Origin of the sequence: Actinosynnema sp. NPDC002837, assembly GCF_040295345.1 — a bacterium.
Lineage (GTDB): Bacteria > Actinomycetota > Actinomycetes > Mycobacteriales > Pseudonocardiaceae > Actinosynnema.
The window spans coordinates 22,262-46,928 of sequence record NZ_JBEOVG010000064.1 but is presented as its reverse complement, the minus strand read 5'-3'; the positions used below and the strand labels follow the sequence as shown (position 1 = coordinate 46,928).

The following is a 24,667-nucleotide window of genomic DNA, read 5'->3' as shown; positions in this document are numbered from 1 at the left end:
TCTTCTCGTGGCGTTGGTCACCCAAGCCTGACACGTGCTGGATCGGTGCAGCAAGCGAGGGTCCACCTACCGGACCGAGAAACCCTTCCGCAGCCGTTCGGACTCGATCACCTTCCAGCGCGCGAGGTTGTGCCGCGCGTCGGCCAGGGCGTCGTGCGCGTCCGCGGGCGCCGGCGGGAGGTGGGGTTTGCCCACGTCCTCCCAGCGTTGGCGCAGGTCGCGGGTGAACCGGGGCAGGCAGCGCGGCAAGGCCGGCATCGGGCCCCAGAGCTGCGCCAGCGCCACGTGGTCGTAGGCGGCGAACCACGCCCACAGCTCGATGTCGTCCCGGTTGGCCTTGGGCCCGCCGAGGAAGTCGAGGAGGTCCGCCCGGATCCGCTCCCGGCTGCGCCACGCCCGGTCGGCGGGCGACGGCAGCTGGTTGAGCACGTTGGCGCGCACCCACGGTCCGGCCTTGGCCGGGTCGAACTCGGTCGACACGGCGTAGAACTCGCGGCCTTCCTCGTCGACCACTCCGATGGAGACGAGGTCGATGGTGACCCCGTCCTCGATGAACTCACAGTCGTAGAAGAACCGCACCCCGCCAGCCTAGGGGTGCCGATCAGCCCGCCTTCGCCTCGGGCAGCCGATCGACCGCTTTCGCGGGCTTCTCGTCGCCCTGCCCCTCCTTGGCCTTGGCCGCGTACACGTCGACGTACTCCTGGCCGGACAGCTCCATCAGGGCGTACATGATCTCGTCGGTGATGGACCGCAGCACGAACCGGTCGCCGGACAGTCCCTCGTAGCGGGAGAAGTCCAGCGGCTTGCCGATCTTGATCCGGATCGGGTACGGCCGCCACATGCGCGAGCCGATGGGGTTGGCCTTGTCGGTGCCGAACATCGCGACCGGGATGACCGGCGCGCCGGACTCCAGCGCGATCCACGCCACGCCGACCTTGCCCTTGTACAGCCGGCCGTCGGGCGACCGCGTGCCCTCGGGGTAGATGCCGAGCAGCTTGCCCTCGCGCACGATCCGCACGCCGGTGTCGAGCGCGCCCTGGGCGGCCGACGCGCTGGAGCGGTCGATCGGCACCTGACCGACGCCGTAGAAGAACCAGCGCTGGAACCGGCCCTTGAGCCCCTTGCCGGTGAAGTACTCGATCTTGGCCGGGAACGTGACCCGGCGTGACAGCTTCAGCGGGAGGAAGAACGAGTCGGAGACCGCGAGGTGGTTGCTCGCCAGGATGGCGCCGCCGTCCTTGGGGATGTTCTCCGCGCCCTCGATGATCCGGGGTCGGAAGAACAGCTTCAGGAGCGGCCCGAGAAAGATGTGTTTCATCAACCAGTAGAGCACCGCTGCCAGCGCCTCCTCGACGTGCTTGATCCCCGGCGCCAGCCTACGGAGCCGGCGCCGAAACACACAACGAACACCCGCGCGGAGGCGGTACGGTCCCAAGTGCCACCGGCTGCCGTAATCCGCGACACAACGGGCTCGTGGGACGATGGACCCTGGCAGAGGATTGGCCTTCACGACCCGGAGGGCTGGAGCACGCCGATGAACTCCCGACGCGACTCGACCGACGGCCCGGAGGACGTCGACGCGACCTTCGCCGAGATCGTGGCGGGTCTCGAACGCGAGGGCGTGGGCCGACAGGCCTACTCCGACGAGGCCGAGCCGGACGAGGACGACGAGGCCGAGCCGGCGCGGTCGGTGCGGCCCGAGGGCCAGCCCGCCGTGGCCACGGCGGACGACGACCCCGACGCGTACCCGGACCCCGACTCGGACGACCCGAACGACCACTACGTGCCGCCGGAGCCGCCTCCGCTGCCCGCGTTGCGGCCGGGCACGATCGCGGCGCTGCTGCTGATCGCGCTGGGCGTGGTCGTCCTGCTCTTCCCGGGCCTGTTCGGCCTGACCGGCGTGATCGGCACCCCGCTGGCGCTGATCGTGATGTGCTCGGGCGCCGGCTGGCTGATCCTGCGCATGCGCAACACCCAACCCCCGGACTCGGGCTGGGACGACGGCGCCGTCCTCTGAACCCCCGCGCGTGTCCGACGTGGAGGTAGGACGCGCGCGAGGGTCAGGTGCCGCAGAGGATGCGGATGGTGAAGCCCTCGGCGTCGCGGCTCATGCTCACGTCGCGGCACGTCCGGTGCGTCAGCCACAGGCCAACGCCCGCCGTCGCGGTCCGGTCGGTCGGCACGAGGCCGGCCAGCGGTGACGCGGGCCCGTCGCCCCGGTCCGTCACGGCCACCAGCACGTGCGTCGGCCCCGCCCACGCCCGCAGCCGCACGGGCGGCCTGCCGTGCGCCTGCGCGTTGGTCACGGCCTCGCTCGCCGCGTACACGATGTCGTCCACCTCGTCGTGGCTCAGCCGGGTGCCGACGCACGCCGTGGTCACCGCACGCCTGGCCTCCGCGGGCGTCGGGTCGGTCAGCTCGACCAGCGGCCACCCGGCCTCGAACGCCGTCGGCCCGGTCGGCGGCAACGTCCACGACGACCGGTACCGAGGGTTCGGCAGGTGCGAGCCGTCCGTGCCGGCCACGTGCGGGTGGGTGCGCACCACGTCCGCCAGCACGCGCGCCGGGGTGGTCCGCAGGTCGTACGGGCACAGGCCCCACAGCGGGTACTCCGCGAAGACCTCGTTCACCGCCGCCTCGTAGCGCGACCACCAGTCCCACGCCGCGCCGACGCCGGGGTGCGGCACGTCGCCCACCACCCGGATCTGCGCCGCGCCCGCGTACTCGGCGAACAGCTTCCGGTAGCCCATGATCGCCTCGGTCGGCCGGTCGTACTGGTCGCCGCCGGGCAGGAACACGACGCCGGACGGGTCGGCCACCGCGTCCCGGATCAACCGCTCGTTGGCCGGGCGGCACGCCACCAGCACCGGCTCGCACGCACCCACGCCCTCGTCCACGAACGGCACGACGACCGACCGGTAGTCCTCGTCGCTGCCGTAGAACGCGGTCTCGTGGAAGTAGCCGACGTGCCCGCTCGCCGCGCCGGACCTCATCGGCGCACCACGAAGTCGACGGAGGACTCGCGGACGTGGTGGTCGCGCGGTCCCCTGATGACGGCGGTCCGCATTCCGCGATGCTACGCGGAACGCGGGGCTCAGCGGTGCCTGCCGTTGCGGGCCGTGCTCGCCGCCACGTCACGCGCCAGCGTGGCCACGCCGACGATCCCGGCGTCGTCACCGAGCTGCGCGGTCCGGATGCGGGCCAGCGGCCGGTGCCCGGCGCCGGTCACCACGGCCGCGTACCGCTCGCGCGCGTCGTCCAGGAACAGCGGCGCGGACTCCGACACACCGCCGCCGATCACCACGACCTCGGGGTCGTACACGTCCGCGACCAGCGCCAACCCCTCGCCCAGCCACCGGGCCAGGTCCGCCATCGCCCGTTGCGCCAACGGGTCGCCGTCACGCGCCGCGCCCGCCACCCGACGCCCGGTGACGGCCCGCGAGTCGCCCAACGCCTCCCGCGCCAGCACGGTCGACTGGCCGGGGTAGCGGGCCAGCAGCTCGACCGCCGTCGTGCTCAACGCCGTGCCGCTGCAGTACCGCTCCCAGCAGCCGTGCTTGCCGCACGGGCAGGGCCGGCCGTCCGGCACCAGCCGCAGGTGACCCAGTTCGGGGGCCACGCCGTGCGCGCCGCGGAACACCTGCCCGTCGATCAGCAGCGCGCCGCCGATCCCGGTGCCGATCGCGACCAGCGCGGCGATCTTCGCCCCGCGCGCCGCCCCGAACCGGTGCTCGGCCAGCGCCGCGGCGTTCGCGTCGTGCTCCAGCACCACCGGCATGCCGATCCGCCGCGAGATCCGGTCCGCCACCGGCGCCTGCCGCCACGCGAGGTGCGGCGCGAACCGCACGGTCCGCCGGTCCGAGGCCACGAACCCGGCCACGGCCAGGCCGACGCCGGAGATCCGGTGCCGGGCCGCCAGCTCGGCGACGGCCTGCCCGATCGCCTCCTCCAACGCCTCCTCGCCGCTCGGCGTGGCCGCGCGCGCCGTGTCGAGCACCGCGCCGTCGCCGTCGACCACCCCCGCGCGCACGCTCGTCCCGCCGACGTCGACGCCGACAGTCAGCACTGCGCCCCCCGGTCACGCCGCACCACGGGGATGTGCTGGACCCGCGGCTTCTCCGGCCGCACCGGCTCGTCCTCCGACACCGGCGGGGACGGCTCGGCCAACGCCGCCCGCAGCACCGCGATCAGCCCGGCGACGTGCTCGGCCGCCTTGGCGGCCAGCTCGGACCGGTCGCCGCGGGCCAGCGCCACCGCGTTGCACAGCGGGCACCAGCCGCACGTTCTCGTGTCGTGCTCGCCCTCGGCGGCGGCCACCCGGTGCAGCCACGGCTGCGCCCGCTCGGCGGCGGCGTCGAGCAGCAGGCGCAGCTCTTCGGCGAGCTTCGAGTCCACGTGCCTCACCGCATCCACAGATCGGGGTCGGGTGCGAACCGCACCGCCAACCCGGCCTCGTCCAGCTCCGCGCCGGTCACCAGGCAGCGCTTGAGCAGCGACGGCAGCGCGACCAGCCGCCGCCTGCCGTCCACCGTCACGGCCAGGTCGTCGCCCACCCGCGCCAGGTCGAGCGACGAGTCGCCGACCGGCAGCGCGACGCGCAACGTGTACTCCAGCTCGCCGGTCCGCTCCACGGTGAGCAACTGCCGGTCGTCGTCGGCGCCGTCCAGCGGGTCTCGCCCCTGGTAGAGGCCTTCGGCGACGTCCAGCAACGCGGCCGTGCCGACCGGTTCGGCCGCCCGGTGCTCCACCGTGCGCACCGACCCGAGGTCGGCCAGCCCGGCGAGCACGGCGTCCTGCTCGGCGCGACGGGTGCGCAGCCACTCGGCGGCCGGACCGCCCTCGGCGCCGGGGTCCGGCACGACCCGGTTGGCCACCACGCCGTCGACCCGGATGCCCTGCAGCGCGAGCGCCGTCACGGTCCGCCTGGTCTCCGCCGCGACCACCCGCTCGGGGGTCAGCACCAGCCGGACGCTGGTCGTCGGCGAGGTCAGCAGGCCGCGCAGCTGCTCCAGGTTCTCCGCCAGCCTGCCGAGCGCGTCGGCGGTGGCGTCCCACTTCTCCACCGCGTCGCTGCCCGCGACACCGGCCAGCAGCCCGCGCACCACCCGGCGGTGGGTCGGGAACAGCCGTTCCAGGTAGGAGGCGAACGCCTCGGGCAGCGCCAGCAGGCGCAGCGTCTCGGCGGTCGGACCGCAGTCGACGACCACCACGTCCCACGGCCCGGTCGCGGCCAGCCGCCGCACCTCCGAGAGCGCGAGCAGCTCCTCGACGCCGGGCAGGACGGTCAGCTCCTCGGCGTCCAGCTCGTCCACGCCCGCGCCCGCGAGCACGGTCCGCAGGTGTCCGCGCAGGTCGCGCCACGCGTCGTCGACCAACGCGCGCGGGTCGAGCTGGGCCGCGTGCAGCGACGCGAAGGACCGGCCGCCGTCGACCTCGGCGACGTCCCCGGACAGCGGCACGCCGAACGCGTCGCCCAGCGAGTGGGCCGGATCGGTGGACACGACCAGCGCCTTGCGGCCACCGGCGGCGAGCGCGGTGGCGGTGGCGGCGGCCAAGGTCGTCTTGCCGACCCCGCCCTTGCCGGTGAAGAGCAGCAGGCGGGCGCTCATCCCGCCTCGTCCACCCGGTTTTCCACCCGGCGCTTGAGCTCCTTGAGCGCGGTGTCCATGATCATCTTCTCGGCCTTGCGCCGGAACAGGCCGATCATGGGCACGACCAGCTGCACCGACAGGGTGTAGGTGACCTCGGTCGAGCCGCCCTTGGGCGCCAGCGCGTAGCTGCCCTCCTGCGACTTCTGCATCTGGCCCTTGACCAGGTGCCACGAGATGCGGCTCGGCGACCACTCGTCGTAGGCGAGCACGTACTCGTCCTTGATCGGGCCCTGGTCGATGTTGAACTTGACCTGCGCCGCGCGACCGTCCGCCCCGGTCTCCAGCACCTCGGCGCGCTTCACCCCGTTGGCCCACTCCGGGTAGGCGTCGAAGTCGGCGATGACCGCCGCGATCTCCTCGGGCGTCGCGTCGATGACGATGGACTGGGTGGACTCGTCGGCCATGTCGGGGAGGCTACCCGGTGGTTCGGCTCACCAACGCAGGACGTGGGGCGTGCCGGTGCGCTGGAAGTGGCCGACGTTGACGCACTCGGTCCAGCCGACCCGGACCCGGCGGGACAGGGGCTGGTGCACGTGCCCGAACACCGACCACCGCGGCCGGTCGCGCTCGATCACCTTCAGCAACGACGTCGAGCCGAGCTCGGGCCGGCGGGCCACCACGTCGTAGGTCAGCTCGGCCACGGCGGGCGGCACGTGCGTGCACAGCACGTCGACCTCGCCCAGCCCGGCGAGGCACGCGCCGAACTCCTCCTCGGTGCGCAGGTAGGGCCGCCACGGACCGCGCCTGCTCGGCACGAAACCGGGGTGCAGCAGCGCGCCGCCCGCGAAGCCGAACCGCAGCCCGCCGATCTCGGCCACCTGCCCGTCCAGCACGTGCACGCCGTCGTGGGCGAACAGCGGCCACAGCTCGGGGCTGTCGACGTTGCCCGGCGTGGCGTAGGTGGGCGCGCTCATCACCGCGAACAGCGCGGCGTACTGCTCCATGACCGCCTCTTGGACGACGTCCGCCGCGTTGTCCAGGCTCTCCCACAGCGACCGCATGTAGCGGACCGTCTCCGCGCCGAACCGGCCGCGCCGCAGCCGGGCGAACACCTCGACCTTCTCCGCGCCGAACACCCGGCCCAGGATGCCCTTGCCGTGGTCGTAGTAGTCGACGAAGTCGACCAGGTCGCCGAGGACGACCAGCGCGTCGGCCCCCTCGCCGGCGCGCGCGAGCGCCTCCGCGTTGCCGTGGACATCCGAGACGACGTGAACCCGCACAAGACCCGAATCTACGGCAGCACGGGCGGCTCACCAGGCGGCCGACCGGCTTCCAAGATCATTTTGAGGCCGAGTGACACCTCTTTGGCGGCCAACTGGCGGCGCCGCACCTCGCGGCGTATCCGCTGGTCGGACGCCTCGCCCGGCAAGTCGGCACGCAGGAAGTAGTGCAGCAGGGTGCCGTCCAGGACCGGCTCCAGCCACACCTCCATCGTTCCGACCAACGCGCCCGCGACCGTCCAGCGCAACCCCTGAGTGCCCCGATCGGCGTACACGTCCAGCGTCAGGTCCGGCCAGAACTCCGCCCACGCGGCGGGCGGCGCGAAAGCGGCGGCGACCACCGGCGGAGGCACTGCGAGGAACGTCTCGTCAACGACGTCGACACTGGGCACGGGTGGGAAGAGTGCCACGACACGGTCACGGAACGACCCGCCGGCCTGGTGTATCGCCGGAATCACAGGCTAAGTTTCCCCACCGGTAACAAACAACGTCCGGAGGTCGACGTGCGCGAGTTCAGCGTCCCCGCCACCGCCACTGTGGCTGCCGAGGAGAACCTCACCGACATGGTGTGGGCGAACGCGGAGCGCTTCGGCAACGCCGTCAGCTTCCGCCGCCGCGTGGACGGCACGTGGGTGGACGTCACCGCCCGCGACTTCGCCGCCCAGGTCCTCGCGGTCGCCAAGGGGTTGGTCGCGGCGGGCTTGCAGCCAGGCGAGCGGGTGGGCCTGATGTCCAAGACCCGCTACGAGTGGACCCTCCTCGACTTCGCCATCTGGCACGCGGGCGGTGTCGTGGTCCCGATCTACGAGACCTCCTCGGCCGAGCAGGTCGAGTGGATCCTGTCCGACTCCTCGGCCAAGGCCGTGTTCGTGGAGACCTCCGAGCACCGCGCCACAGTGGACTCGGTGGTGGCCGGCCTGCCCGAGGTGCGGCACGTGTGGCAGGTCGACGGGCCGTCCGGCGACGCGGCGGGCGCGATCGACGAGCTGACCGCGCTGGGCGCCTCGGTGTCCGACGACGACGCGCGGGCCCGGCGCAAGGTGGTCGGCGCGGACGACACCGCGACCATCGTCTACACCTCGGGCACCACCGGCCGCCCCAAGGGCTGCGAGCTGACCCACCGCAACCTGCTGTCCGAGGTGCGGGCCGGGATCACCGCGTTCCCGCAGCTCATGCAGGCCGGCAACTCGCTGCTGGTGTTCCTGCCGCTGGCGCACATCCTGGCCCGCGCGCTGGCCCTGTGCGGCGTGTACACGCGGGTGACCATGGGCCACACGTCGGACGTGAAGACCCTGGTGCAGGACCTCCAGTCGTTCCGGCCCACGTTCGTGGTGGCCGTGCCGCGCGTGTTCGAGAAGGTCTACAACGGCGCGAAGCAGAAGGCGCACGCGGCGGGCAAGGGCAAGATCTTCGACGCCGCCGAGGCGACCGCGGTGGCCTACAGCGAGGCGCTCGACAAGAGCGGCCCCGGCCTCGGGCTCAAGATCAAGCACGCGCTGTTCGCGAAGCTCGTCTACAGCAAGCTCCTCGCGGCGCTCGGCGGCCGGTGCACCAACGCGGTGTCGGGCGGCGCGCCGCTGGGCGAGCGGCTGGCGCACTTCTTCCGCGGCATCGGCGTGCCGGTGTTCGAGGGTTACGGCCTGACCGAGACCAGCGCCGCGTCGAACCTGAACACCGCGTCGGCGTTCCGGGTCGGCACGGTGGGCCGGCCGGTCAGCGGCACGTCGATCCGCATCGGCGAGGACGGCGAGGTCCTGATCAAGGGCGGCGTCGTGTTCCGCGGCTACTGGAACAACCCGGAGGCGACGGCGGAGGCGCTGGAGGACGGCTGGTTCCACACCGGTGACATCGGCGAGCTGGACGACGACGGCTTCCTGAAGATCACCGGGCGCAAGAAGGAGATCATCGTCACCGCCGGCGGCAAGAACGTCTCGCCCGCCGTGCTGGAGGACCGCCTGCGCGCCCACCCGTTGATCAGCCAGTGCATGGTGGTCGGTGACGCGCAGCCGTTCATCGGCGCGCTGATCACGATCGACCCGGAGTTCTTCCCGGCGTGGAAGGAGCAGAACGGCAAGCCGGGGTCGGCGACCGTGGCCGACCTGATCGACGACGAGACGCTGCGCGGCGAGATCCAGGCCGCGGTGGACGAGGCCAACCAGGCGGTGTCCAAGGCGGAGGCGATCAAGAAGTTCCGCATCCTGCCGGTGGACTTCACCGAGGCCGGCGGCGAGATGACCCCGAGCCTGAAGCTCCGCCGCTCGGTGGTCGCCTCGACCTACAAGCAGGACATCGAAGCCATCTACAGTGCCTGATTGCCGCTGCTCCGCAGACGGCGGCGAGGTCGCCTGGAAGTCGGCCGCTCGCGCCTGATTTTCCGGCGATCGAAAAGCGTGATCGCCGGAAAATGAGTCGCGAACGACCGACGCGACCTCGCGGGGTGGTCGCGGCCATCCAACACAGACGAGTGGCCTGCGTCCGAAGACGCAGGCCACTCGACCCCCAGTGATCGCGTATCCGCTGACGCGGACCCGAGAAGTTCTGTTGTCCCGGTCCCCCAACCGGGACGCTTCATAGCGTGCCGCAGCGCGCTGTCGTATCGCTGACGCGGCGATGACTCGTGCCGTCAGCGCCCGCCCTAGGCTGTGCCACAGCGAGGCGGAACGAGGGGACGCAAGGATGGGCGCTGGGCCGTGGTTCGGCCTTCTCGGCCCGCTCGAGGTGCGCATACAGGGTCGACCGGTGCCCGTTCGGGCAGGTAAGCACCGGGCGCTGCTGGCTGCCCTGTCGCTGCGCGCGGGCCGTGCCGTCTCAATTGGCGAGCTGGTCTCCTTCCTGTGGGGCGGCGACCCGCCCGCGCGCACCCGCGGCACGCTGCAGACCTACGTCATGCGGCTGCGGCAGCTGCTCGGCGACCCGTCGCTGATCCGGACCACTTCGGACGGCTACCGGTTGGTGGTGCCGCCGGAGCAGGTGGACGTGCACCGGTTCACCACCACGGCGGGGCTGGCGAGGCAGGCCGCGCAGTCCGGGCACCTGGCCGACGCCGCCGAGCTGTACGCCGAGGCGCTCGGCCTGTGGCGCGGGCCGGCGCTGTCGGACGTGCCGTCGGAGGCGTTGCGCGACGAGGAGGTGCCGCGGCTGGCCGAGCGGCTGCTGGTGGTGCACGAGGAGCGCAACGACGTCGAGCTGGCGCTGGGCAACCACGAGCGGCTGGTGCCCGTGCTGCGGTCGTTGACCGCGGACCACCCGCTGAGGGAGCGGTTCTGGGCGCAGCTGATGGTGGCGCTGTACCGGGGCAGCAGGCAGGCCGAGGCGCTGGAGGCGTTCCGGCTGGTCGACCGGCTGCTCGGCGAGCAGCTGGGCATCGAGCCCGGCCCGGCGCTGCGCGAGCTGCACCAGGCGATCCTGGTCGGCGACCCGAGCCTGGCCGCGCCCGCCGAGCGGGTCGACCCGGACGTGCCCGACCAGCTGCCGCCGGACGTGCCGGGCTTCGTCGGCCGGACCGAGCTGGTCGAGCGGATCTCCCGACTGATCGCGCCGGACGGCCCGCGCACGGCCGTGCCGATCGTGACGCTGACCGGCGTGCCCGGCGTGGGCAAGACGGCGTTGGCGGTGCACGTGGCGCACCGGCTGCGCGACCGGTTCCCGGACGGTCGGCTGTACGTGGACCTGCGCGGGTACGCCTCCGGCCCGGCCACGCCGGTGGTGGAGGTGCTGACCCGGTTCCTGCGCGCGCTCGGCGTGCCGCCGGAGCAGATCCCGGTGGACTCCGACGAGCAGAGCACCCTGTTCCGGTCGCTGCTGACGGGCCGGCGGATGCTGCTGGTGCTGGACAACGCCGCCGCGCCGGACCAGGTGCGCCCGCTGCTGCCCGGCGCGGCGAGCTGCCCGGTGCTGGTGACCAGCCGCGACGACCTGCGCGGGCTGATCGCCGTCGACGGCGCCCGGCGGGTCGGGCTGGACGTGTTCGGGCCGGACGAGTCGCTGGCCGTGCTGCGCCGGTCCGGGCCGGCGGCGGAGGAGCTGGCGCGGCGGTGCGGGCACCTGCCGCTGACGCTGCACATCGCGGCGGCGTCGGTGGCCGGCGGTTCGGTGGTGCGGTACCTGGAGAAGCTGGGCGACCGCCGTCCGCTCGACCTGGCGCACGCCGCCCTGACGCCGGGCGCGCGGCGACTGTTCGCGCTGCTCAGCGTGGTGCCGGGACCGGACTTCACGACGGAGGCGGCGGCGAACGCGGCCGAGCTGACCGTGCCGGAGGCCGCCGCGCTGCTCGGGCAGCTGACCAGGGCACGGCTGGTGGCCGCCGACCGCGGCCGGTACGCGTTCCACGACGAGCTGGCGCGGTTCGCGGCCGAGATGGCGGAGGCCGGGAACGAGGACGTGGCCGCGGCGCGCGTGCGGCTGCTGGAGTTCTACGTGCGCGCCGTCGACCACTGCGCCGAGCTGCTGTACCCGGACCTGATGCGGCTGCCTGCGCCCGCCGGGCGGGCGGTGCGGCTGCCGCGGATCGAGACGACGACGCAGGCGCGGGCGTGGCTGGACGCGGAGCGGCCGAACCTGACCGCGGCGATCCGCTCGGCGGCCGAACGGGGGCCGGCCGCGATGTCGTGGCAGCTGGCCGACGGGCTGCGCGGCTACCTGTGGAGCGGCAAGCACGTCACCGAGTGGCTGACGACCGCGCAGTACGGGCTGGACGCCGCGCACGAGCAGCGGGACGTGGCGGGCGAGGCGGCGATGCACCAGAACCTGGCCACCCTGCACTGGCGGCTCGGCGACTTCACCACGTCCATCGCGCACTACATGCGGGCGGTGGAGCTGCACCGCGTGTCCGGTGACCTCGCGTCGGAGGCGGGCGTGCGCAGCTACCTCGGCGTGGTGCGGATGGAAGCGGGCGACCTGGCGGGCGCCCGCGACGACCTGGAGATGTGCCTGGCGCTCAAGCGCGAGTCCGGCGAGCCGAGGTCGGGCGAGACGGGCGTGCTGACCGGGTTGGGCGTGCTGGCCATCGAGACCGGTGAGCTGGCAGAGGCGGTGGACCTGCTGGGCGAGGTGCTGGCGATCAGCGTGGAGCACGGGTTGCGGGGCAGCGAGATCACCGCGTTGACGCTCCTCGGCGTGGCGTCACAGCTCATGGGCGAGCCACAGCGCGCGCTCGCCCACCTGTCCGAGGCGTTGCGCCTGTCGGTGGAGGCGGGATTCCGCGAGGCCGCCGCACGGGTGCTGGAGAGCACCGCGTCCGTGCGGCTGGACTTGGGCGAGCACGCGGCGGCGCTGGACCTGGCCGACCGGGCGCTGGCCGAGCTGCGGGAGGGCGGCGACCAGCGGATCACCACGAACGTGCTGGTGGTGATGGCGTCGGCGAACCGGGGCCTGGGTTCCCTGCGGACGGCCGACGAGCAGTTCCAGCAGGCGCTGACCAAGGCGCGCCGGATCGGCTACCTGCCCGGCGAGGCGCGGGCCCTGATCGGCCTGGCGGGCGTGCGCCGGCAGCTGGGCCAGGTCGCGGAGGCCAAGGCGCTGGCCACCCAGGCCGTCACCCTGACGTCCAGCCTCGGCCTGCGGATCACCGAACGCACCGCCCGCACCGAGCTCGCCACCATCCACGATGCCCTGGGCGACCACACCGCCGCCGCCACCGAGACGACCCGCGCCGCCGACCTGCAAGACCAGATCGGCCACCCCTGACCACACCGCGCGTGTCCCACGTCCAGGACCCGCGTGTCCCTCGTTCAGGGACCCCCGGGTTCAACGCTCAGGAGTCGATCAAGCCGACCAGGCGGTCGGCCAGGTCGTCCCAGCGCCAGTTCCCGGTGACCCACTCGCGGCCCGCCGCGCCCATCTTCGCGGCCGTGCCCGGGTCGGCCAGCAGCGCGGCGACGGCGTTGGCCACCTCCGCCACCTCGCGCCCGTCGACCACCCGCCCCGTCACGCCGTCGCGCACGGTCTCCGGCGCACCGCCCGAACGCCCCGCCACGACCGGCAGGCCGGTGGCCGACGCCTCCAGGTACACGATCCCCAGGCCCTCGACGTCCAGCCCACGCCCGCGCGTCCGGCACGGCATCGCGAACACGTCACCGGCGTTGTAGTGCGCGGGCAGCTCCTCCCACGGCACCGACCCGGTCAGCACCACGTGCTCCGACACGCCGACCGACGCCGCCAGCCGCTCCAGCGTGCCCCGGTACGGCCCGCCGCCCACCAGCAGCAACGCCGCGCCCGGCACCTGCCGCCGGATCTCCGGCAACGCGCGCACCAGCACGTCCTGCCCCTTGCGCGGCACGAGCCGCGACACGCACACCACCACCGGCCGGTCGCCCAACCCGTACCGGGCCCGCATCTCCGCCCGCGCCTCCGCGGAAGGCGCGAACACCGACGTGTCCACCCCCGACGGCAGGTGCTCCAACGCCGCCATCGGACCGAACGCCGCCGCGAACCGCGACCGCGTGTACCGGCTCACGAACGTCACCACGTCCGCGTCCGACCCGATCCGCCGCAACGCCTGCCGCGCGCCCGGCAGCATCGACCACCCGACCTCGTGCCCGTGCGTCGACGCCAACACCCGCGAAGCGCCCGCGGCACGCAGCCGTGACGCCATCAGCGCCAACGGCGCCGCTGCCCCGAACCACACGGCGTCACAGCGCGCCCCGCGCAGGATGTCCGACGCGCGCCGCACGACGTCCGGCGTGGGCAGCATCAACGTCCCCGGGTGCCGCACCACCTCGAACGGCTGCGCCGCGTCGAACTCCGGGTGCGAGCCGGACGACGACTCCCACGACGGCGCGTACACCACCAGCTCGGGCAGCCGCACGGCCAGAGCGTGCAGGTAGGCCTGGATTCCGCCGGGCCGAGGCGGGAAGTCATTGGTCACCAGCAGGGTCCGACGCACGCGACCACGTTACGGGAACGACCGCCGCAGGAACTCCTGCCACCCGCGCACCAGCGCCGCGGTGTCCCCACCGGTCACCTCCAGCAGCACGCCGTCCACTTCGGACGCCCGAACCCGCGCCAGCCGCCGGTACAGCGCCACCAGCCCCGGCTCGCCGAGCGACGACGCCAGGTACAGGTTCAGCGACCACGCCTGCTGGTAGGCCAGCTCCATCCCGTCGCCGCGGAAGTCGGCGTCCGAGGGCAGCGACGAGGGCAACGACTGCCGCACCCGCGCGGCCAGCAGCGGCGCGGCCTTGGGCGGCGGCACGTCGCTGCGCCGGTAGCCCACGTAGTCCGCGAACCCCTCCAGCACCCACATCGGCGCGCCGTCCACGGTCTCGCCGCGCGCGGCGACGTGCGTGATCTCGTGCCGCAGCAGCACCCGCAACGCCAACGGCGACAACGCCCCCGCGCTGTCCGGGTTCAACACCACCCGTTGGCCGCGGGCGGTGTGCGTGTCCGGGTCCACCCGGTCGGCCACCGCGACGCCCGCGATCGCGCCGGTGGCGAACCCCGGTCCGACCAGCGCGACCATCTCCTGCGGGCTCGCCGGGATCAGCACGGCCACCTGGCGCGCCCAGGCCTGGCCCCACACCTCGGTCACGGCCGTGACGGCGCCGTCCAGCTCCGCCAGCACCCGTGCGGCGAGCACCTCGCCGCCGGGGTGGCTCAGCACGAACCCGCCGGTGCCCGTGAGCACGTGGCTCGGCCCGAAGTCCCACGGCCCGCGCCACGTGCGCTTGCCCAAGGGCTCCAGCGCGGTGTCGGAGTTGAGGTACCAGCGGTCGCCGCGCCGGGTGAACAGGTAGGCCATGCCCTGGCTGCTCGGCTCCACGTCCACGCCGCGGAGCCGGTACGACAGCCGCACGTCCGGCGCCCACACCTCGTCGGCTGCGGGCAGGTCCAGCCCAGCGAGGTGGGCACCGGTGACGTCGGCGCCCGTGGCACCGGCCCGCCCGTCGGCGCCGGGTTCCCGGTCGGCCACGTACTCCCACTCCGCCAACGGCACCGAGGCGAGGTTGCGGAACAGGTCGCGCTGCCGCTGCCGGAACCCGGCGTCGGCGAGGGGGTCGAGGTCCGCGGTGAAGGCCGTCTCGTCCCGGTCCAGCACGGCCCGCGCGCGCCGTTCGAGCAGCGCCCGCACGGCCTCCGAGCGCGAGGTGGCGGCGGTGTCGGCCGACGCGGGCGGCGCGGACGGGGTCGCCGGGACCACGGCCGTGACCAGTCCGGCGAGGAACGTCACGGCCACCAACGCGGCCAGCACACCCCGAAAACGGCTCACGAGCCTCCAAAGTCAACGGCAGGGCCACCCCCGTAGAGGATGGCCCTGCCGGACGACGACTGTCAGCCCGCGATGCGCCGCATCGCGTAGATGCTGCCGGGGTTCTCCAGCGGCACCACCTTGACCGGGACGCCGTCGGTGGACGCGTGCACGACCCGCGCGTTGTCCACCGCCATGCCCACGTGGTTGCCACCGTTGTAGATGATCAGGTCGCCCGCCTGGACCTCGCCGCGGCTGACGGGACGCCCGGCGCCCGCCTGACCGCCGGAGGTGCGCGGGATCGTCACGCCGGCGTACGCGTAGGCCTTGGACGTCAGGCCGGAGCAGTCCCAGCGGTCCGGACCGGTCGCGCCGTACAGGTACATGTCGCCCTGCTGCTCCAGCGCGAACTGCAGCGCCGCACCCGCCGCGCCTGCGGGCACGTTGGTGGTGACGCGCTGGCCGACGCTGGTCAGCGTGTTGCGCTCCTGCGCGGTCAGCCGGTTGAGCTGGTTCCTGACCTCGGTGATCTGGCCCTGCAGGTCGGTCTGCCGCTTCTTGACGTCGTCGGCGATCTTGATCGCCTCGTCGGTCGCGGCCTGCGCGCGGGCCTGGGCGTCCGCCGCCTTCTGCCGGGCGTCCTCGGCCGCGTCGACGGCGCCGGAGAGCCGTTCGAGGGACTCGGTGTTGTCCGACGCGAGCACGCCGAGCGCGGACATGCGGTTCAGGAAGTCCTGCTGGGAGTCGGACACCAGCAGCGCCGACAGCTGGTTGAACCGGGCGCCCTCGAACGACGCCTCCGTCAGCTTGTCGACCTGGACCCGGAAGGTCTCCTCGTCGGTCCGCGCCTGCTCGCCGGCCTGGGTCGCCTGCGCCAGGTCGGCGTTGGCCTTGTCCAGCTCGGTCTGGTTGGCGTTGCGCTGCTCTTCGGCGCGCAGGAGTTCTTCGTTGAGCTTGGTGGCCTGCTCGGCCAGCTCGTTGTACTTCTTCAGCGCCTCGGAGGCGTTCGCGGGGGTGTTCGGCTGGGCTCCGGCGGGTACGGGCAGGACGCCCACCGCGGCAGCGGCCACCGCCGTGGCCGCCATCGCCCCGCGCAGGCCGCGCTTGAGTCGTTGCGACGCCACAGTCGCGTGTGTCTCCTTCGTCTGATCCCGCCTGCCGGCCGGGCGCAGGACGCAACCCGACACACCTCTGGTGAGAGATTCCGGCTCGGCTCCCCGACAGGCCGATTCGGCGGTGAACCCGCGTCGCGGCCCAGGATGGACCACTGCTCGCCGCGAGATCTCGGCTAGGTTACGAAAAGTGAGGTCCGGCGTCCACTAGCGAGGCAAGGAAATCACGTCGAGTTCACCTTTGTTCTCAAACGGCCTAGCTGTGACCTGGTCGTGTGACCACCGGTGGTGTTAAAAACACGATCTGTGTCACACACGGCCCAGGCGTGCGAGCAGCACCGCGGACGGCACCGGGTGCGCGCCGCGCCGCCGGACGGAATCGGCCACCGCCCGGTCGGACGTCACCACGACCACCGGACGGCCCTCGGGCTCGGCGGTCACCAGCGCCCGGATCACGTCGTCGGCCAGCACGCCCGGATCGCTGAACAGCACCCGCACCCCGCGCGGCGCCGACGTCGGCACGGCCACCACGCCCGCGCCGTCGAACACCAGCGTCACCTCCGCGCCGGTGCGCGCCGCCAGCACGGCCAACTGGTGCACCAACCGGTCCCGCTGGTCCGACAGCGACAGCTCCGGGTAGCCCGTCTTGGTGACGTTGTAGCCGTCCACGATCAAGTGCACGGCGGGCAGCGCCAGCAACCGGTCCAGCGCCGCCGGGTCCTCCACCCGGCCGACCGCGCCCTGCGCCGCGCTGGCCCCGCGCACCAGGTCCGCCGGCCGCGGGCCCGCGCCGCCCAGGGCCAGCTCCCGGCGCAGCCCGTTCACCGCGCCGTCCAGCGTGTCGACCAGCAGGGCCAGCCGCACCTCGTCGGCCTGCCGCGCCTCCTTGGCCGACTGGCGCGCCACCTCCGCGTCCGACTCGGCCCGCTGCGCCTTGGCGCGCTCGTGCTCGGCGCGCTCGCGCTCGCGGTCCCGTTCGGCGGTCAACCGGCGCAGCGCGGCCTCGGCCTCCGCGCGCACCCGGTCCGCCTCCGCCGACGACGACTCGGCCCGGTCCTTGGCCTCGCGCAGCCGCACGCCCTGCTCGCGCAACCGTTTGCGCAGCCGTTCCAGCTCGGCCTCGGACGCCTCGCGGATCTTGTCCACCGCGCCGCCCGCCTCGGCCCGCTCCGCCTTGAGCCGCTCCAGCTCGACTTCGAGCCGCTCGGCCCGCTGCACGGCCAGGTCGCGCTCGGAGCGCAGCGCCGCGTCCGCCACGCGCCTGCCGACCAGCTCGATGAAGTGGGACGCGACCTCCTCGCCCTGCAGGATCGCCGCCGCGCCGGCCGCCACCGGGTCGGGCGAGGTCACCTCCAGCGCCGCCGGCCGGTTGCGCCGCAGCCACTCGACGACCGCGGCCCGGAAGTTCGCCGACGACTTCAGGCCGCCGACGAGCACCGGCGCGCCCAGTCGGGCCCGCTTGGTGGGCGCGAACCGGGCGACCGCGCGCAAGGACTGCGGGATGTCGACCTTCGCCAAGTCCCCCAACGCATCCGCGCTCAACTCCGCGAGCCGCGCGCGCAGCGGCTCGGGCAGGGCGGACCAGTCCACAGTGGACTCGACGGCCTGGGCCGGTCCCAGGTCGTCCGCGTCGGCCGGTGGCTCGATCGGGTCTTGCACCCGTACAGGCTAGCTGTGCCGCGTGACGTCGCTGTGCTCGATCACCGCCGCTCCGCGCCGGACTGTCGGTGGGTGCCGCTACGGTGCGCCGCGATGACTACTCAGCTCACGTTCGACGAACTGGGCACACCGCTGCGCGAGACCACGTTCGTCGTGTTCGACCTGGAGACCACCGGCGGCCGGGCGGACGGCGACGCGATCACCGAGATCGGTGCGGTCAAGGTGCGCGGCGGGCGGGTGATCGGCGAGTTCGGCACCCTCGTCGACCCCGAGCGGGGCATTCCGCCGCAGGTCGCGGCCCTGACCGGGATCACCCAGATGATGGTGACCGGCGCGCCGAAGCTCACCACGGTGCTGCCCGCGTTCCTCGAGTTCGCCGCCGGCGCGGTCCTGGTCGCGCACAACTCCGGCTTCGACGTGGGGTTCATCAAGGCCGCCTGCGCCCGGCACGGGTACACGTGGCCCAAGCCGACCGTCGTGTGCACGGTGAAGCTGGCCCGCCGGGTGCTCAGCCGGGACGAGGCGCCGAGCTGCCGGTTGTCCGCGCTGGCCCAGCTGTTCGGCGTGTCCGTGCAGCCGAACCACCGCGCGCTGATCGACGCCCGCGCGACCGTCGAGGTGCTGCACCACCTGCTGGAGCGGGTCGGTTCGGTCGGCGTGCACTCGCTGGAGGAGCTGGTCGCCTACCTGCCCGAGGTGACGCCGGCGCAGCGGCGCAAGCGGACGCTCGCGTCGCACCTGCCGTCCACCCCGGGCGTCTACCTGTTCCGCGGGCCGTCGGAGGAGGTGCTGTACGTCGGCACGGCGTCGGACCTGCGGCGGCGGGTGCGGCAGTACTTCACCGCGAGCGAGGGCCGCAAGCGGCTGCGGGAGATGGTGTCGCTGGCCGTGCGGGTGGACGCGGTGGAGTGCGCGCACTCGTTGGAGGCGGAGGTGCGGGAGCTGCGGCTGCTGACCGCGCACAAGCCCGCCTACAACCGGCGCTCCAAGAACCAGGGGCAGGCGTGGTGGCTCGTGCTGACGGACGAGGCGTTCCCGCGCCTCTCCGTGGTCCGCACGCCGCGTGAGGGCGCGCTCGGCCCGTTCCGGTCCCGGCGGCTCGCCGAGACGGCGCTGGAGGCGGCGCTGGAGGCCGTGCCGCTGCGGGCGTGCTCGATCCGGATCCCGGCGCGCAACGCCTCCGCCACGCCGTGCGCGCTGTTCGAGCTGGGCAAGTGCAAGGCGCCGTGCGCGGGACGCCAGTCGGTGGACGACTACTCCCCCGCCGCGTCGGCGTTCCGCCGGCTGGTCGCCGGTGCGGACGTCGCGCCGCTGCGGGAGCTGACCGCGCAGATCGACGCGCTCGCCCTCGCGCACCGGTTCGAGGACGCCGCCACCCGCCGTGACCGGATGTCGTCGTTGGTGCGCTCGTTGGACCGGGCTCAGCGGCTCGCGGGGCTGGCGGCGCTGCCCGAGGTGGTGGCCGCGCGGCCGGACGGGTCCGGCGGGTGGGAGTTCGCCGTGGTGCGGCACGGGCGGCTGGCGTCGGCCGGGGTGGCGCGGCGCGGCACGCGGCCGATGCCGGTGGTCGACGCGCTGGTGGCGTCGGCGGAGACGGTGATCCCGGGCGAGGGCCCGCTGTTCGGCGCGCCCGCCGAGGAGGTCGGCGTGGTGCTGCGGTGGATCGACCGGCCGGGCACGCGGCTCGTCTACTGCGAGCGCCCGTGGACCTCGCCCGCGTTCGCCGCCGGCGCGTGGCGGGAGTGGGTGGCGCGCGCCGAGGCCGGTCGCGACCAGTACCGGATGGCCGGCCACTAGCATGTGGTCGGTCGATACCCCGACGACTTGTGGAGGACCGCTGTGATCACCGCGATCGTGCTGATCCAGGCCGCCGCCGAGACCATCCCGGACGCGGCGCAGGCGATCGCCGACATCGAGGGCGTCACCGAGGTCTACTCGTGCGCCGGCGACGTCGACCTGATCGCCCTGGTCAAGGTCGCCCGGCACGAGGACCTCGCCGACCTGGTGCCCGGCCACATCTCCAAGGTGCCCGGCGTGCTGAACACGGACACCCACATCTCGTTCCGGTCGTACTCGAAGCGCGACACGGACGCGGCGTTCGCCATCGGCCTCGAAGACGCCTGACCGACCACCCCGGTCAGACCGCCCCCAACCACTCGCGGAGCACGGCGTAGTCGTCGTCCGCGAGCCCTCGGCGCGGGTCCACCCGGTGCAGCAGGGCCGGGCCGGGGTGGTGCTCGGCCACCCACGCGCGGTCGGCGTCGGTCAGCTCGTCGTCCACCCAGGCGAACGGCCGGCCCGCCGCCCGGGCCACGAGGGCGCGGGTCTTCCAGTGCAGCCCGGCGCGTTCGCCGTGCTCATCGGCCTCGGACGGCTCCGGCCACACCACCACCGGCAGCCGCGGCAGCCCGATCCGCGGCGCCACGTCGTCGTTCGCGTCGGCCATCCACGTGGTCGCCCAGACCAGCTCGCACGGCAGCGCCGCCAACCGCGGGCCGTGCCGGGGGTCGAGCCTGGCCACCAGCGGGTTCGCCCCGGCCGGGACCGTGCCGAAGGTCGGGTACCGGTCGCCGCCGAACGGGATGAGCGGCCCGTCCACGTCGAGGAACAACAACGGGCGCCGGTCGAGGTCTGCCACGACGGCACGATAGCCGCCGGCGCCGGGAGCAGGGGTTCGCCGGCGCGCGCCGGGAGCAGGGTTCGCCAGCGTCCGCCGGGAGCAGGGGTTTGCCGGCGAGGGTCGGGAGCAAGGGGTCGCCGGCGCGGGCCGGGAGCGCGCGCACCTGCGGCGACCCGCGTCCCGGCTAGGGTCACTCCCGTGTGCGAGTACTTTGCGATCCGCGCCGCCGACGGCGGGGCGTTGCCGCTCGCGGACGTCGGTGAGCGGCTCGTCGCGCTCGGGCTCAGGCACGACCGCGCCGCCACCTGGCTCACCGGGGACGAGACCGGCGCCATGATGGTCAACGCCGAGGTCGACGCCTCCGGCCGGTTCGCGACGGCGCCGGACGACCTCGTGGTCAGCCTCGACGTCACGCGGTGGTGCCCGCACTCCCACCGCACGGCGCTGTGGCCCGACGAGGCCACCACCCGGGCCCAGCACCACCTGCTGGACGCCCTCGCGCGCACGCTGGGGTGGACGCTGCTCGACCAGGACGACCCGGCCTACTGACCCCGACCCGGGCACGACGAGGGCCCCGCACCTGGAGCAGGTGCGGGGCCCTCGTCGTCAGAACCGTCAGTCCTCCGGCTGGGCCGGCTTCCCGGCCAGCTCGCCCGCCGGCTTGTTCTCGGCGGTCAGCGAGTCCGCCGCGACACCGCGCTCGGCCCGCGCGCGGGACAAGGCGGCGGTCTCCTCCTGCGGGTCCGGGGTCAGGAAGCTGCCCGGCACCGGGTGGCCGGCCGAACCCAGCTTGTTCATCTTCTTCGGCACCGACGCGCCCTGGTAGGCCAGCGGCAGCGGGTGGCCGTGCTCGTCCACCGGGCCCAGCGGCTGGTGGACCTCGATGAACTCGCCGTGCGGCAGGCGCTTGATGATGCCCGTCTCGACGCCGTGCTCCAGCACCTCGCGGTCCGCGCGCTGCAAGCCGATGCAGATGCGGTAGGTGATGAAGTACGCCAGCGGCGGGACGAGGAGCATGCCGATGCGGCCCATCCACGTCATCGCGTTCAGCGAGATGTCGAACTTCATCGCGATGATGTCGTTGCCGCCCGAGAGCAGCAGCACCATGAAGTACGAGATCGCCATGGCGCCGAGCGACGTCCGGACCGGCACGTCGCGCGGGCGCTGCAGCAGGTTGTGGTGCGCGTAGTCCTTGGTCATCTTGCGCTCGATCCACGGGTACACCGCCGCGAGACCGGTCAGCAGCGGCAGGCCCAGGAGGAACGGCAGGAACGGCGCGGGCACCGTGTAGTTGCCCAGGTACAGCTCCCACGCGGGCCACAGGCGGATCAGGCCGTCGGTCCAGCCCATGTACCAGTCGGGCTGCACGCCCGCCGACACCTGCGCCGCGTTGTACGGGCCGAAGTTCCAGATCGGGTTGATCTGGAAGATGCCGCCCATGATCGCCGTGACCGCCACGACCACGGCGAAGAACCCGCCGCCCTTGGCCGCGAACACCGGCATGATGCGCACGCCGACGACGTTGGTCTCCTTGCGGCCCACGCCCGGGAACTGCGTGTGCTTCTGGTACCAGACCACGCCGAGGTGCACCGCGATCAGCGCCAGGATGATGCCCGGGATGACCAGGATGTGCAGCGTGTAGAGCCGCGGGATGATCTCCGTGCCGGGGAACTCGCCGCCGAACGCCAGCCAGTTGATCCACGTGCCGACCACCGGGAACGAGATCAGCAGCGCCGCCATCACCCGCAGGCCGGTGCCGGAGAGCAGGTCGTCGGGCAGCGAGTAGCCGAGGAAGCCCTCGATCGCGCCCAGCATGAACAGCACGATGCCGATGACCCAGTTGATCTCACGCGGGCGGCGGAACGCGCCGGTGAAGAAGATCCGGAACATGTGCACGACGATCGCGCCCATGAACAGCAGCGCGGCCCAGTGGTGGACCTGGCGGACGAACAGGCCGCCGCGCACCTCGAACGAGATGTGCAGGGTCGACTCGAACGCCCGGGACATCTCGATGCCCTGGAGGTTCACGAAGCTGCCGTTGTAGACGACCTCCTCCATGGAGGGGTCGAAGAACAGCGCCAGGTAGGTGCCCGACAGCAGCAGGACGATGAAGCTGTACAGCGCGATCTCGCCGAGCAGGAACGACCAGTGCGTCGGGAAGACCTTGTTCAACTGCTTCCGCATGCCGGAAGCCATGTGGAACCGGTCGTCGGCCCACTTGGCGGCGCCACCCGCCACGCGGGCGCCCGCGCCCTGCCGTTTCGTCGGCGTGGTGATGCCACTCATGACTTACGCTCCCAGAACGCCGGACCCACGGCCTCGATGAAGTCGCCGCGGGCAATCAAGTATCCGTCCTCGTCAACCGTGATCGGAAGCTGCGGCAGGGCACGGGTCGCCGGACCGAACCGGGGCTTGGCGTAGTGGAAGACGTCGAACTGCGACTGGTGGCAGGGGCACAGGAGCAGGCCGGTCTGCTGCTCGTACAGCGAAGTGGGGCACCCGAGGTGGGTGCAGATCTTCGAGTACGCGTAGAAGTCGCCGTAGTTGAAGTCCTCCTGGCCCGCGCGCTTGGTCACGGCCTGGCCGGGGCGCAGGCGGATGAGCATGACCGGGCTGTCGGCCCGCTTCAGCGCGTGCACCAGGGCTTCTTCGTCGTCGCGCTCCGACTCGCGGAACGGGAACACCGTTTCGAAACCACCGGCTTCGAGGTCCTCCGGGCGCACCAGCGCGACGTCGTGGAAGTTGCCCGTGTGCCGGCGCAGGTAGACCTTCTCGCCGTTCTCGGACTTCCACGCGGTGTGCCAGAGCGAGTCCTTCGAGTCGCTGTCCGCCCACGGGTTCTTGATCAGGCCGCCGAGCGGCACGGCCAGCACGCCGAGGCCGAACACGCCGGCGCCGAGGCCCGCGGTCCGCTTGATGAGCGAGCGGCGGCCGATCGTGGAGCGCTCGCCGGCGTCGGCCAGCTGCGCCACGATCGTGGCCTTGTCCACCTCGGACGAGCCGCCCTCGTGGCGCTGCTGGACGGACAGCTCCTCGGGGATGAACTTCTTCGTGTACAGCAGCGCGCCGACGCCGAGGCCGAGGATCGACAGGCCCAGCGTGAAACCGATGACCGGCGTGTAGAGGCTGTACAGGATGTGCTCGTTCGTGTGCGGAGCCTCGTACTTCCACGGCCACCAGATGAACGCCACGAGGAAGGCGATGCCGGCGAGCGCGGCGATGGCGAACCAGAGGGCCACCAGTCGCTCGGCGCGCTTCTCCGCGCGCGTGCCCTTGACCGGCCAGCGGTCCTCGTAGTGGACGATCTCGACGCCGTCCAGCGCGGTGCCGAGCTTGACCAGCTCGTCCCGGCTCATCTCGGCGAGTTCCGCCTCGTCTGGCAGCTCGTTCGGCTTCACGCCGCTCATGCCTTGGCTCCGATCCAGAGGGTCACGCCGATGAGTGCGGCGATACCCACGATGAACGCGATCAGACCCTCCGATACCGGCCCTAGGCCGCCGAGGGGGGCGCCGCCGGGGTTGTTGTTCCCGTCGGTCACCGACTTGATGTAAGCGATGATGTCCTTCTTCTCCTCCGGCGTGAGCTGCCGGTCGGAGAACTTCGGCATGTTCTGCGGGCCCGTGAGCATCGCGGTGTACAGCTGCTCCTCGGACACGCCGTCGAGCTCGGGCGCGAACTTGCCGGACGACAGCGCCCCGCCGCGGCCGGTGAAGTTGTGGCACGCCGAGCAGTTGAGCCGGAACAGCTCGCCGCCGCGGGCCGGGTCCTCGCCGCGCAGCGCCTCGCCGCGCTCCGCGGGGGTCTGCGGGCCGCCGCCGCGGGTCTGGATGAACGCGCCGATCGCGTCCACCTCCTCCGGCGTGAACTTGGCGGGCTTGCGCTGCGCCTGCGCCTCCTGGCGGGCCATCGGCATGCGACCGGAGGACACCTGGAAGAACACGGCCGCCTCGCCGACGCCGATCAGGCTGGGTCCGCGGTCCTCGACGCCGTCGAGGTTCTCGCCGTGGCAGGTGATGCAGGTGTTGTTGTAGAGCTGCTCGCCCAGTCGCACCTGCGCCGGGTCGTCCTGCGCCTGCGCGGTCTGCGGCTGCGGCGCGAGGGCGCTGAACAGGAAGCCCGCGGCCAGCAGCGCGAAGCCCAGCGCGAGCAGGCCCGAGATCCGCCTGCGCAGCTTCGTGCCGCGCTTCCGGGCCCGTGTGGTGTTGGTGGTCATGTGTGCG

General features: G+C 73.0%; 23 protein-coding genes. 6 read left to right on the top strand and 17 right to left on the bottom strand.

Features of this window, described 5'->3' with window-relative positions; genetic code table 11:
• Window positions 1-66 precede the first annotated feature (66 nt).
• Together ABTZ99_RS32045 and ABTZ99_RS32040 are read right to left on the bottom strand one after the other, a co-directional pair.
• Window positions 67-579 (bottom strand): polyadenylate-specific 3'-exoribonuclease AS, encoded by a 513-nt coding sequence (locus ABTZ99_RS32045; RefSeq protein WP_498773681.1) that lies wholly within the window; start codon window positions 577-579, stop codon window positions 67-69.
• Between the two features lie 22 nt (window positions 580-601).
• Window positions 602-1,333 (bottom strand): lysophospholipid acyltransferase family protein, encoded by a 732-nt coding sequence (locus tag ABTZ99_RS32040; protein WP_498773679.1) that lies wholly within the window; start codon window positions 1,331-1,333, stop codon window positions 602-604.
• A gap of 201 nt (window positions 1,334-1,534) precedes the next feature.
• Between ABTZ99_RS32040 and ABTZ99_RS32035 the strand changes: the two genes are divergently transcribed.
• Complete coding sequence (locus ABTZ99_RS32035) at window positions 1,535-2,017, top strand: hypothetical protein (RefSeq protein ID WP_498773677.1); 483 nt, start codon at window positions 1,535-1,537, stop codon at window positions 2,015-2,017.
• A 43-nt stretch (window positions 2,018-2,060) separates the two neighbouring features.
• On the opposite strand, the gene ABTZ99_RS32030 is transcribed toward ABTZ99_RS32035, so the two are convergent.
• The 7 genes from ABTZ99_RS32030 to ABTZ99_RS32000 all read right to left on the bottom strand — a co-directional run bounded on the left by ABTZ99_RS32030 (window position 2,061) and on the right by ABTZ99_RS32000 (window position 7,263).
• The gene (locus ABTZ99_RS32030) at window positions 2,061-2,993 is read right to left on the bottom strand and encodes an anti-sigma factor RsbA family regulatory protein (RefSeq protein ID WP_499616587.1); all 933 of its coding nucleotides are present in this window, start codon (window positions 2,991-2,993) and stop codon (window positions 2,061-2,063) included.
• Between the two features lie 101 nt (window positions 2,994-3,094).
• Window positions 3,095-4,066 carry an ROK family protein gene (locus tag ABTZ99_RS32025; RefSeq protein ID WP_498773673.1) on the bottom strand — a complete coding sequence of 324 codons (972 nt, stop codon included), beginning with the start codon at window positions 4,064-4,066 and terminating at the stop codon, window positions 3,095-3,097.
• Window positions 4,060-4,395: a hypothetical protein gene (locus ABTZ99_RS32020; protein WP_498773671.1), complete on the bottom strand. Its 336-nt coding sequence runs from the start codon at window positions 4,393-4,395 to the stop codon at window positions 4,060-4,062. The genes ABTZ99_RS32025 and ABTZ99_RS32020 overlap by 7 nt, the downstream gene beginning before the upstream one ends.
• A 5-nt stretch (window positions 4,396-4,400) precedes the next feature.
• Entirely contained in the window at window positions 4,401-5,609 is a 1,209-nt protein-coding gene (locus tag ABTZ99_RS32015) for an ArsA family ATPase (protein WP_498773669.1), read from the bottom strand.
• Window positions 5,606-6,055: an SRPBCC family protein gene (locus ABTZ99_RS32010; protein WP_498773667.1), complete on the bottom strand. Its 450-nt coding sequence runs from the start codon at window positions 6,053-6,055 to the stop codon at window positions 5,606-5,608. The genes ABTZ99_RS32015 and ABTZ99_RS32010 overlap by 4 nt, the downstream gene beginning before the upstream one ends.
• Before the next feature lie 27 nt (window positions 6,056-6,082).
• Entirely contained in the window at window positions 6,083-6,871 is a 789-nt protein-coding gene (locus ABTZ99_RS32005; protein ID WP_498773665.1) for a metallophosphoesterase family protein, read from the bottom strand.
• An 11-nt stretch (window positions 6,872-6,882) separates the two neighbouring features.
• Window positions 6,883-7,263: a polyketide cyclase / dehydrase and lipid transport gene (locus tag ABTZ99_RS32000; RefSeq protein ID WP_498773663.1), complete on the bottom strand. Its 381-nt coding sequence runs from the start codon at window positions 7,261-7,263 to the stop codon at window positions 6,883-6,885.
• A 111-nt stretch (window positions 7,264-7,374) separates the two neighbouring features.
• On the opposite strand from ABTZ99_RS32000, the gene ABTZ99_RS31995 reads away from it, so the two are divergent.
• Both ABTZ99_RS31995 and ABTZ99_RS31990 read left to right on the top strand, forming a co-directional pair.
• A complete protein-coding gene (locus tag ABTZ99_RS31995; protein ID WP_498773661.1) occupies window positions 7,375-9,183 on the top strand; it encodes an AMP-dependent synthetase/ligase in 1,809 nt (602 codons plus the stop codon).
• 427 nt (window positions 9,184-9,610) lie between these two features.
• Window positions 9,611-12,556 (top strand): AfsR/SARP family transcriptional regulator, encoded by a 2,946-nt coding sequence (locus ABTZ99_RS31990; protein WP_498773659.1) that lies wholly within the window; start codon window positions 9,611-9,613, stop codon window positions 12,554-12,556.
• 67 nt (window positions 12,557-12,623) lie between these two features.
• On the opposite strand, the gene ABTZ99_RS31985 is transcribed toward ABTZ99_RS31990, so the two are convergent.
• From ABTZ99_RS31985 to ABTZ99_RS31970, 4 genes are all read right to left on the bottom strand, one after another.
• Window positions 12,624-13,754: a glycosyltransferase family 4 protein gene (locus ABTZ99_RS31985; protein WP_498773657.1), complete on the bottom strand. Its 1,131-nt coding sequence runs from the start codon at window positions 13,752-13,754 to the stop codon at window positions 12,624-12,626.
• A gap of 9 nt (window positions 13,755-13,763) precedes the next feature.
• The gene (locus tag ABTZ99_RS31980; protein WP_499616580.1) at window positions 13,764-15,077 is read right to left on the bottom strand and encodes a basic secretory protein-like protein; all 1,314 of its coding nucleotides are present in this window, start codon (window positions 15,075-15,077) and stop codon (window positions 13,764-13,766) included.
• Window positions 15,078-15,139: 62 nt separating this feature from the next.
• Window positions 15,140-16,180 carry a C40 family peptidase gene (locus tag ABTZ99_RS31975; RefSeq protein ID WP_498773653.1) on the bottom strand — a complete coding sequence of 347 codons (1,041 nt, stop codon included), beginning with the start codon at window positions 16,178-16,180 and terminating at the stop codon, window positions 15,140-15,142.
• Between the two features lie 297 nt (window positions 16,181-16,477).
• Window positions 16,478-17,827, bottom strand: coding sequence for an NYN domain-containing protein (locus tag ABTZ99_RS31970; RefSeq protein WP_499616578.1), 1,350 nt, complete (start codon window positions 17,825-17,827; stop codon window positions 16,478-16,480).
• Between the two features lie 93 nt (window positions 17,828-17,920).
• Between ABTZ99_RS31970 and ABTZ99_RS31965 the strand changes: the two genes are divergently transcribed.
• Complete coding sequence (locus tag ABTZ99_RS31965; protein ID WP_498773649.1) at window positions 17,921-19,624, top strand: DEDD exonuclease domain-containing protein; 1,704 nt, start codon at window positions 17,921-17,923, stop codon at window positions 19,622-19,624.
• A 42-nt stretch (window positions 19,625-19,666) separates the two neighbouring features.
• Window positions 19,667-19,951 carry an Lrp/AsnC family transcriptional regulator gene (locus ABTZ99_RS31960; protein ID WP_053718754.1) on the top strand — a complete coding sequence of 95 codons (285 nt, stop codon included), beginning with the start codon at window positions 19,667-19,669 and terminating at the stop codon, window positions 19,949-19,951.
• 13 nt (window positions 19,952-19,964) lie between these two features.
• Here the strand turns inward: ABTZ99_RS31960 and ABTZ99_RS31955 are convergent, their stop codons facing one another.
• Entirely contained in the window at window positions 19,965-20,465 is a 501-nt protein-coding gene (locus ABTZ99_RS31955; protein WP_499616573.1) for an HAD domain-containing protein, read from the bottom strand.
• Window positions 20,466-20,645: 180 nt separating this feature from the next.
• Between ABTZ99_RS31955 and ABTZ99_RS31950 the strand changes: the two genes are divergently transcribed.
• Entirely contained in the window at window positions 20,646-20,996 is a 351-nt protein-coding gene (locus tag ABTZ99_RS31950; RefSeq protein ID WP_499616570.1) for a hypothetical protein, read from the top strand.
• Window positions 20,997-21,062: 66 nt separating this feature from the next.
• On the opposite strand, the gene qcrB is transcribed toward ABTZ99_RS31950, so the two are convergent.
• From qcrB to qcrC, 3 genes are read right to left on the bottom strand one after another with little or no spacing between them, the layout of a single operon-like run.
• Complete coding sequence (qcrB, locus tag ABTZ99_RS31945; RefSeq protein ID WP_498773643.1) at window positions 21,063-22,733, bottom strand: cytochrome bc1 complex cytochrome b subunit; 1,671 nt, start codon at window positions 22,731-22,733, stop codon at window positions 21,063-21,065.
• A complete protein-coding gene (gene qcrA / locus ABTZ99_RS31940; RefSeq protein ID WP_498773641.1) occupies window positions 22,730-23,854 on the bottom strand; it encodes a cytochrome bc1 complex Rieske iron-sulfur subunit in 1,125 nt (374 codons plus the stop codon). Before qcrA ends, qcrB begins: the two co-directional genes overlap by 4 nt.
• Window positions 23,851-24,660, bottom strand: coding sequence for a cytochrome bc1 complex diheme cytochrome c subunit (gene qcrC / locus ABTZ99_RS31935; RefSeq protein ID WP_498773639.1), 810 nt, complete (start codon window positions 24,658-24,660; stop codon window positions 23,851-23,853). Before qcrC ends, qcrA begins: the two co-directional genes overlap by 4 nt.
• Window positions 24,661-24,667: the final 7 nt, after the last annotated feature.

Bases quoted from the DNA above. Each gene is read 5' to 3' on its own strand.
- ABTZ99_RS32035 (WP_498773677.1), top strand. From the start codon at position 1,535: ATGAACTCCCGACGCGACTCGACCGACGGCCCGGAGGACGTCGACGCG.
- ABTZ99_RS32030 (WP_499616587.1), bottom strand. From the start codon at position 2,993: ATGAGGTCCGGCGCGGCGAGCGGGCACGTCGGCTACTTCCACGAGACC.
- ABTZ99_RS32015 (WP_498773669.1), bottom strand. From the start codon at position 5,609: ATGAGCGCCCGCCTGCTGCTCTTCACCGGCAAGGGCGGGGTCGGCAAG.
- ABTZ99_RS32010 (WP_498773667.1), bottom strand. From the start codon at position 6,055: ATGGCCGACGAGTCCACCCAGTCCATCGTCATCGACGCGACGCCCGAG.
- ABTZ99_RS31965 (WP_498773649.1), top strand. From the start codon at position 17,921: ATGACTACTCAGCTCACGTTCGACGAACTGGGCACACCGCTGCGCGAG.
- qcrB (WP_498773643.1), bottom strand. From the start codon at position 22,733: ATGAGTGGCATCACCACGCCGACGAAACGGCAGGGCGCGGGCGCCCGC.
- qcrA (WP_498773641.1), bottom strand. From the start codon at position 23,854: ATGAGCGGCGTGAAGCCGAACGAGCTGCCAGACGAGGCGGAACTCGCC.
- qcrC (WP_498773639.1), bottom strand. From the start codon at position 24,660: ATGACCACCAACACCACACGGGCCCGGAAGCGCGGCACGAAGCTGCGC.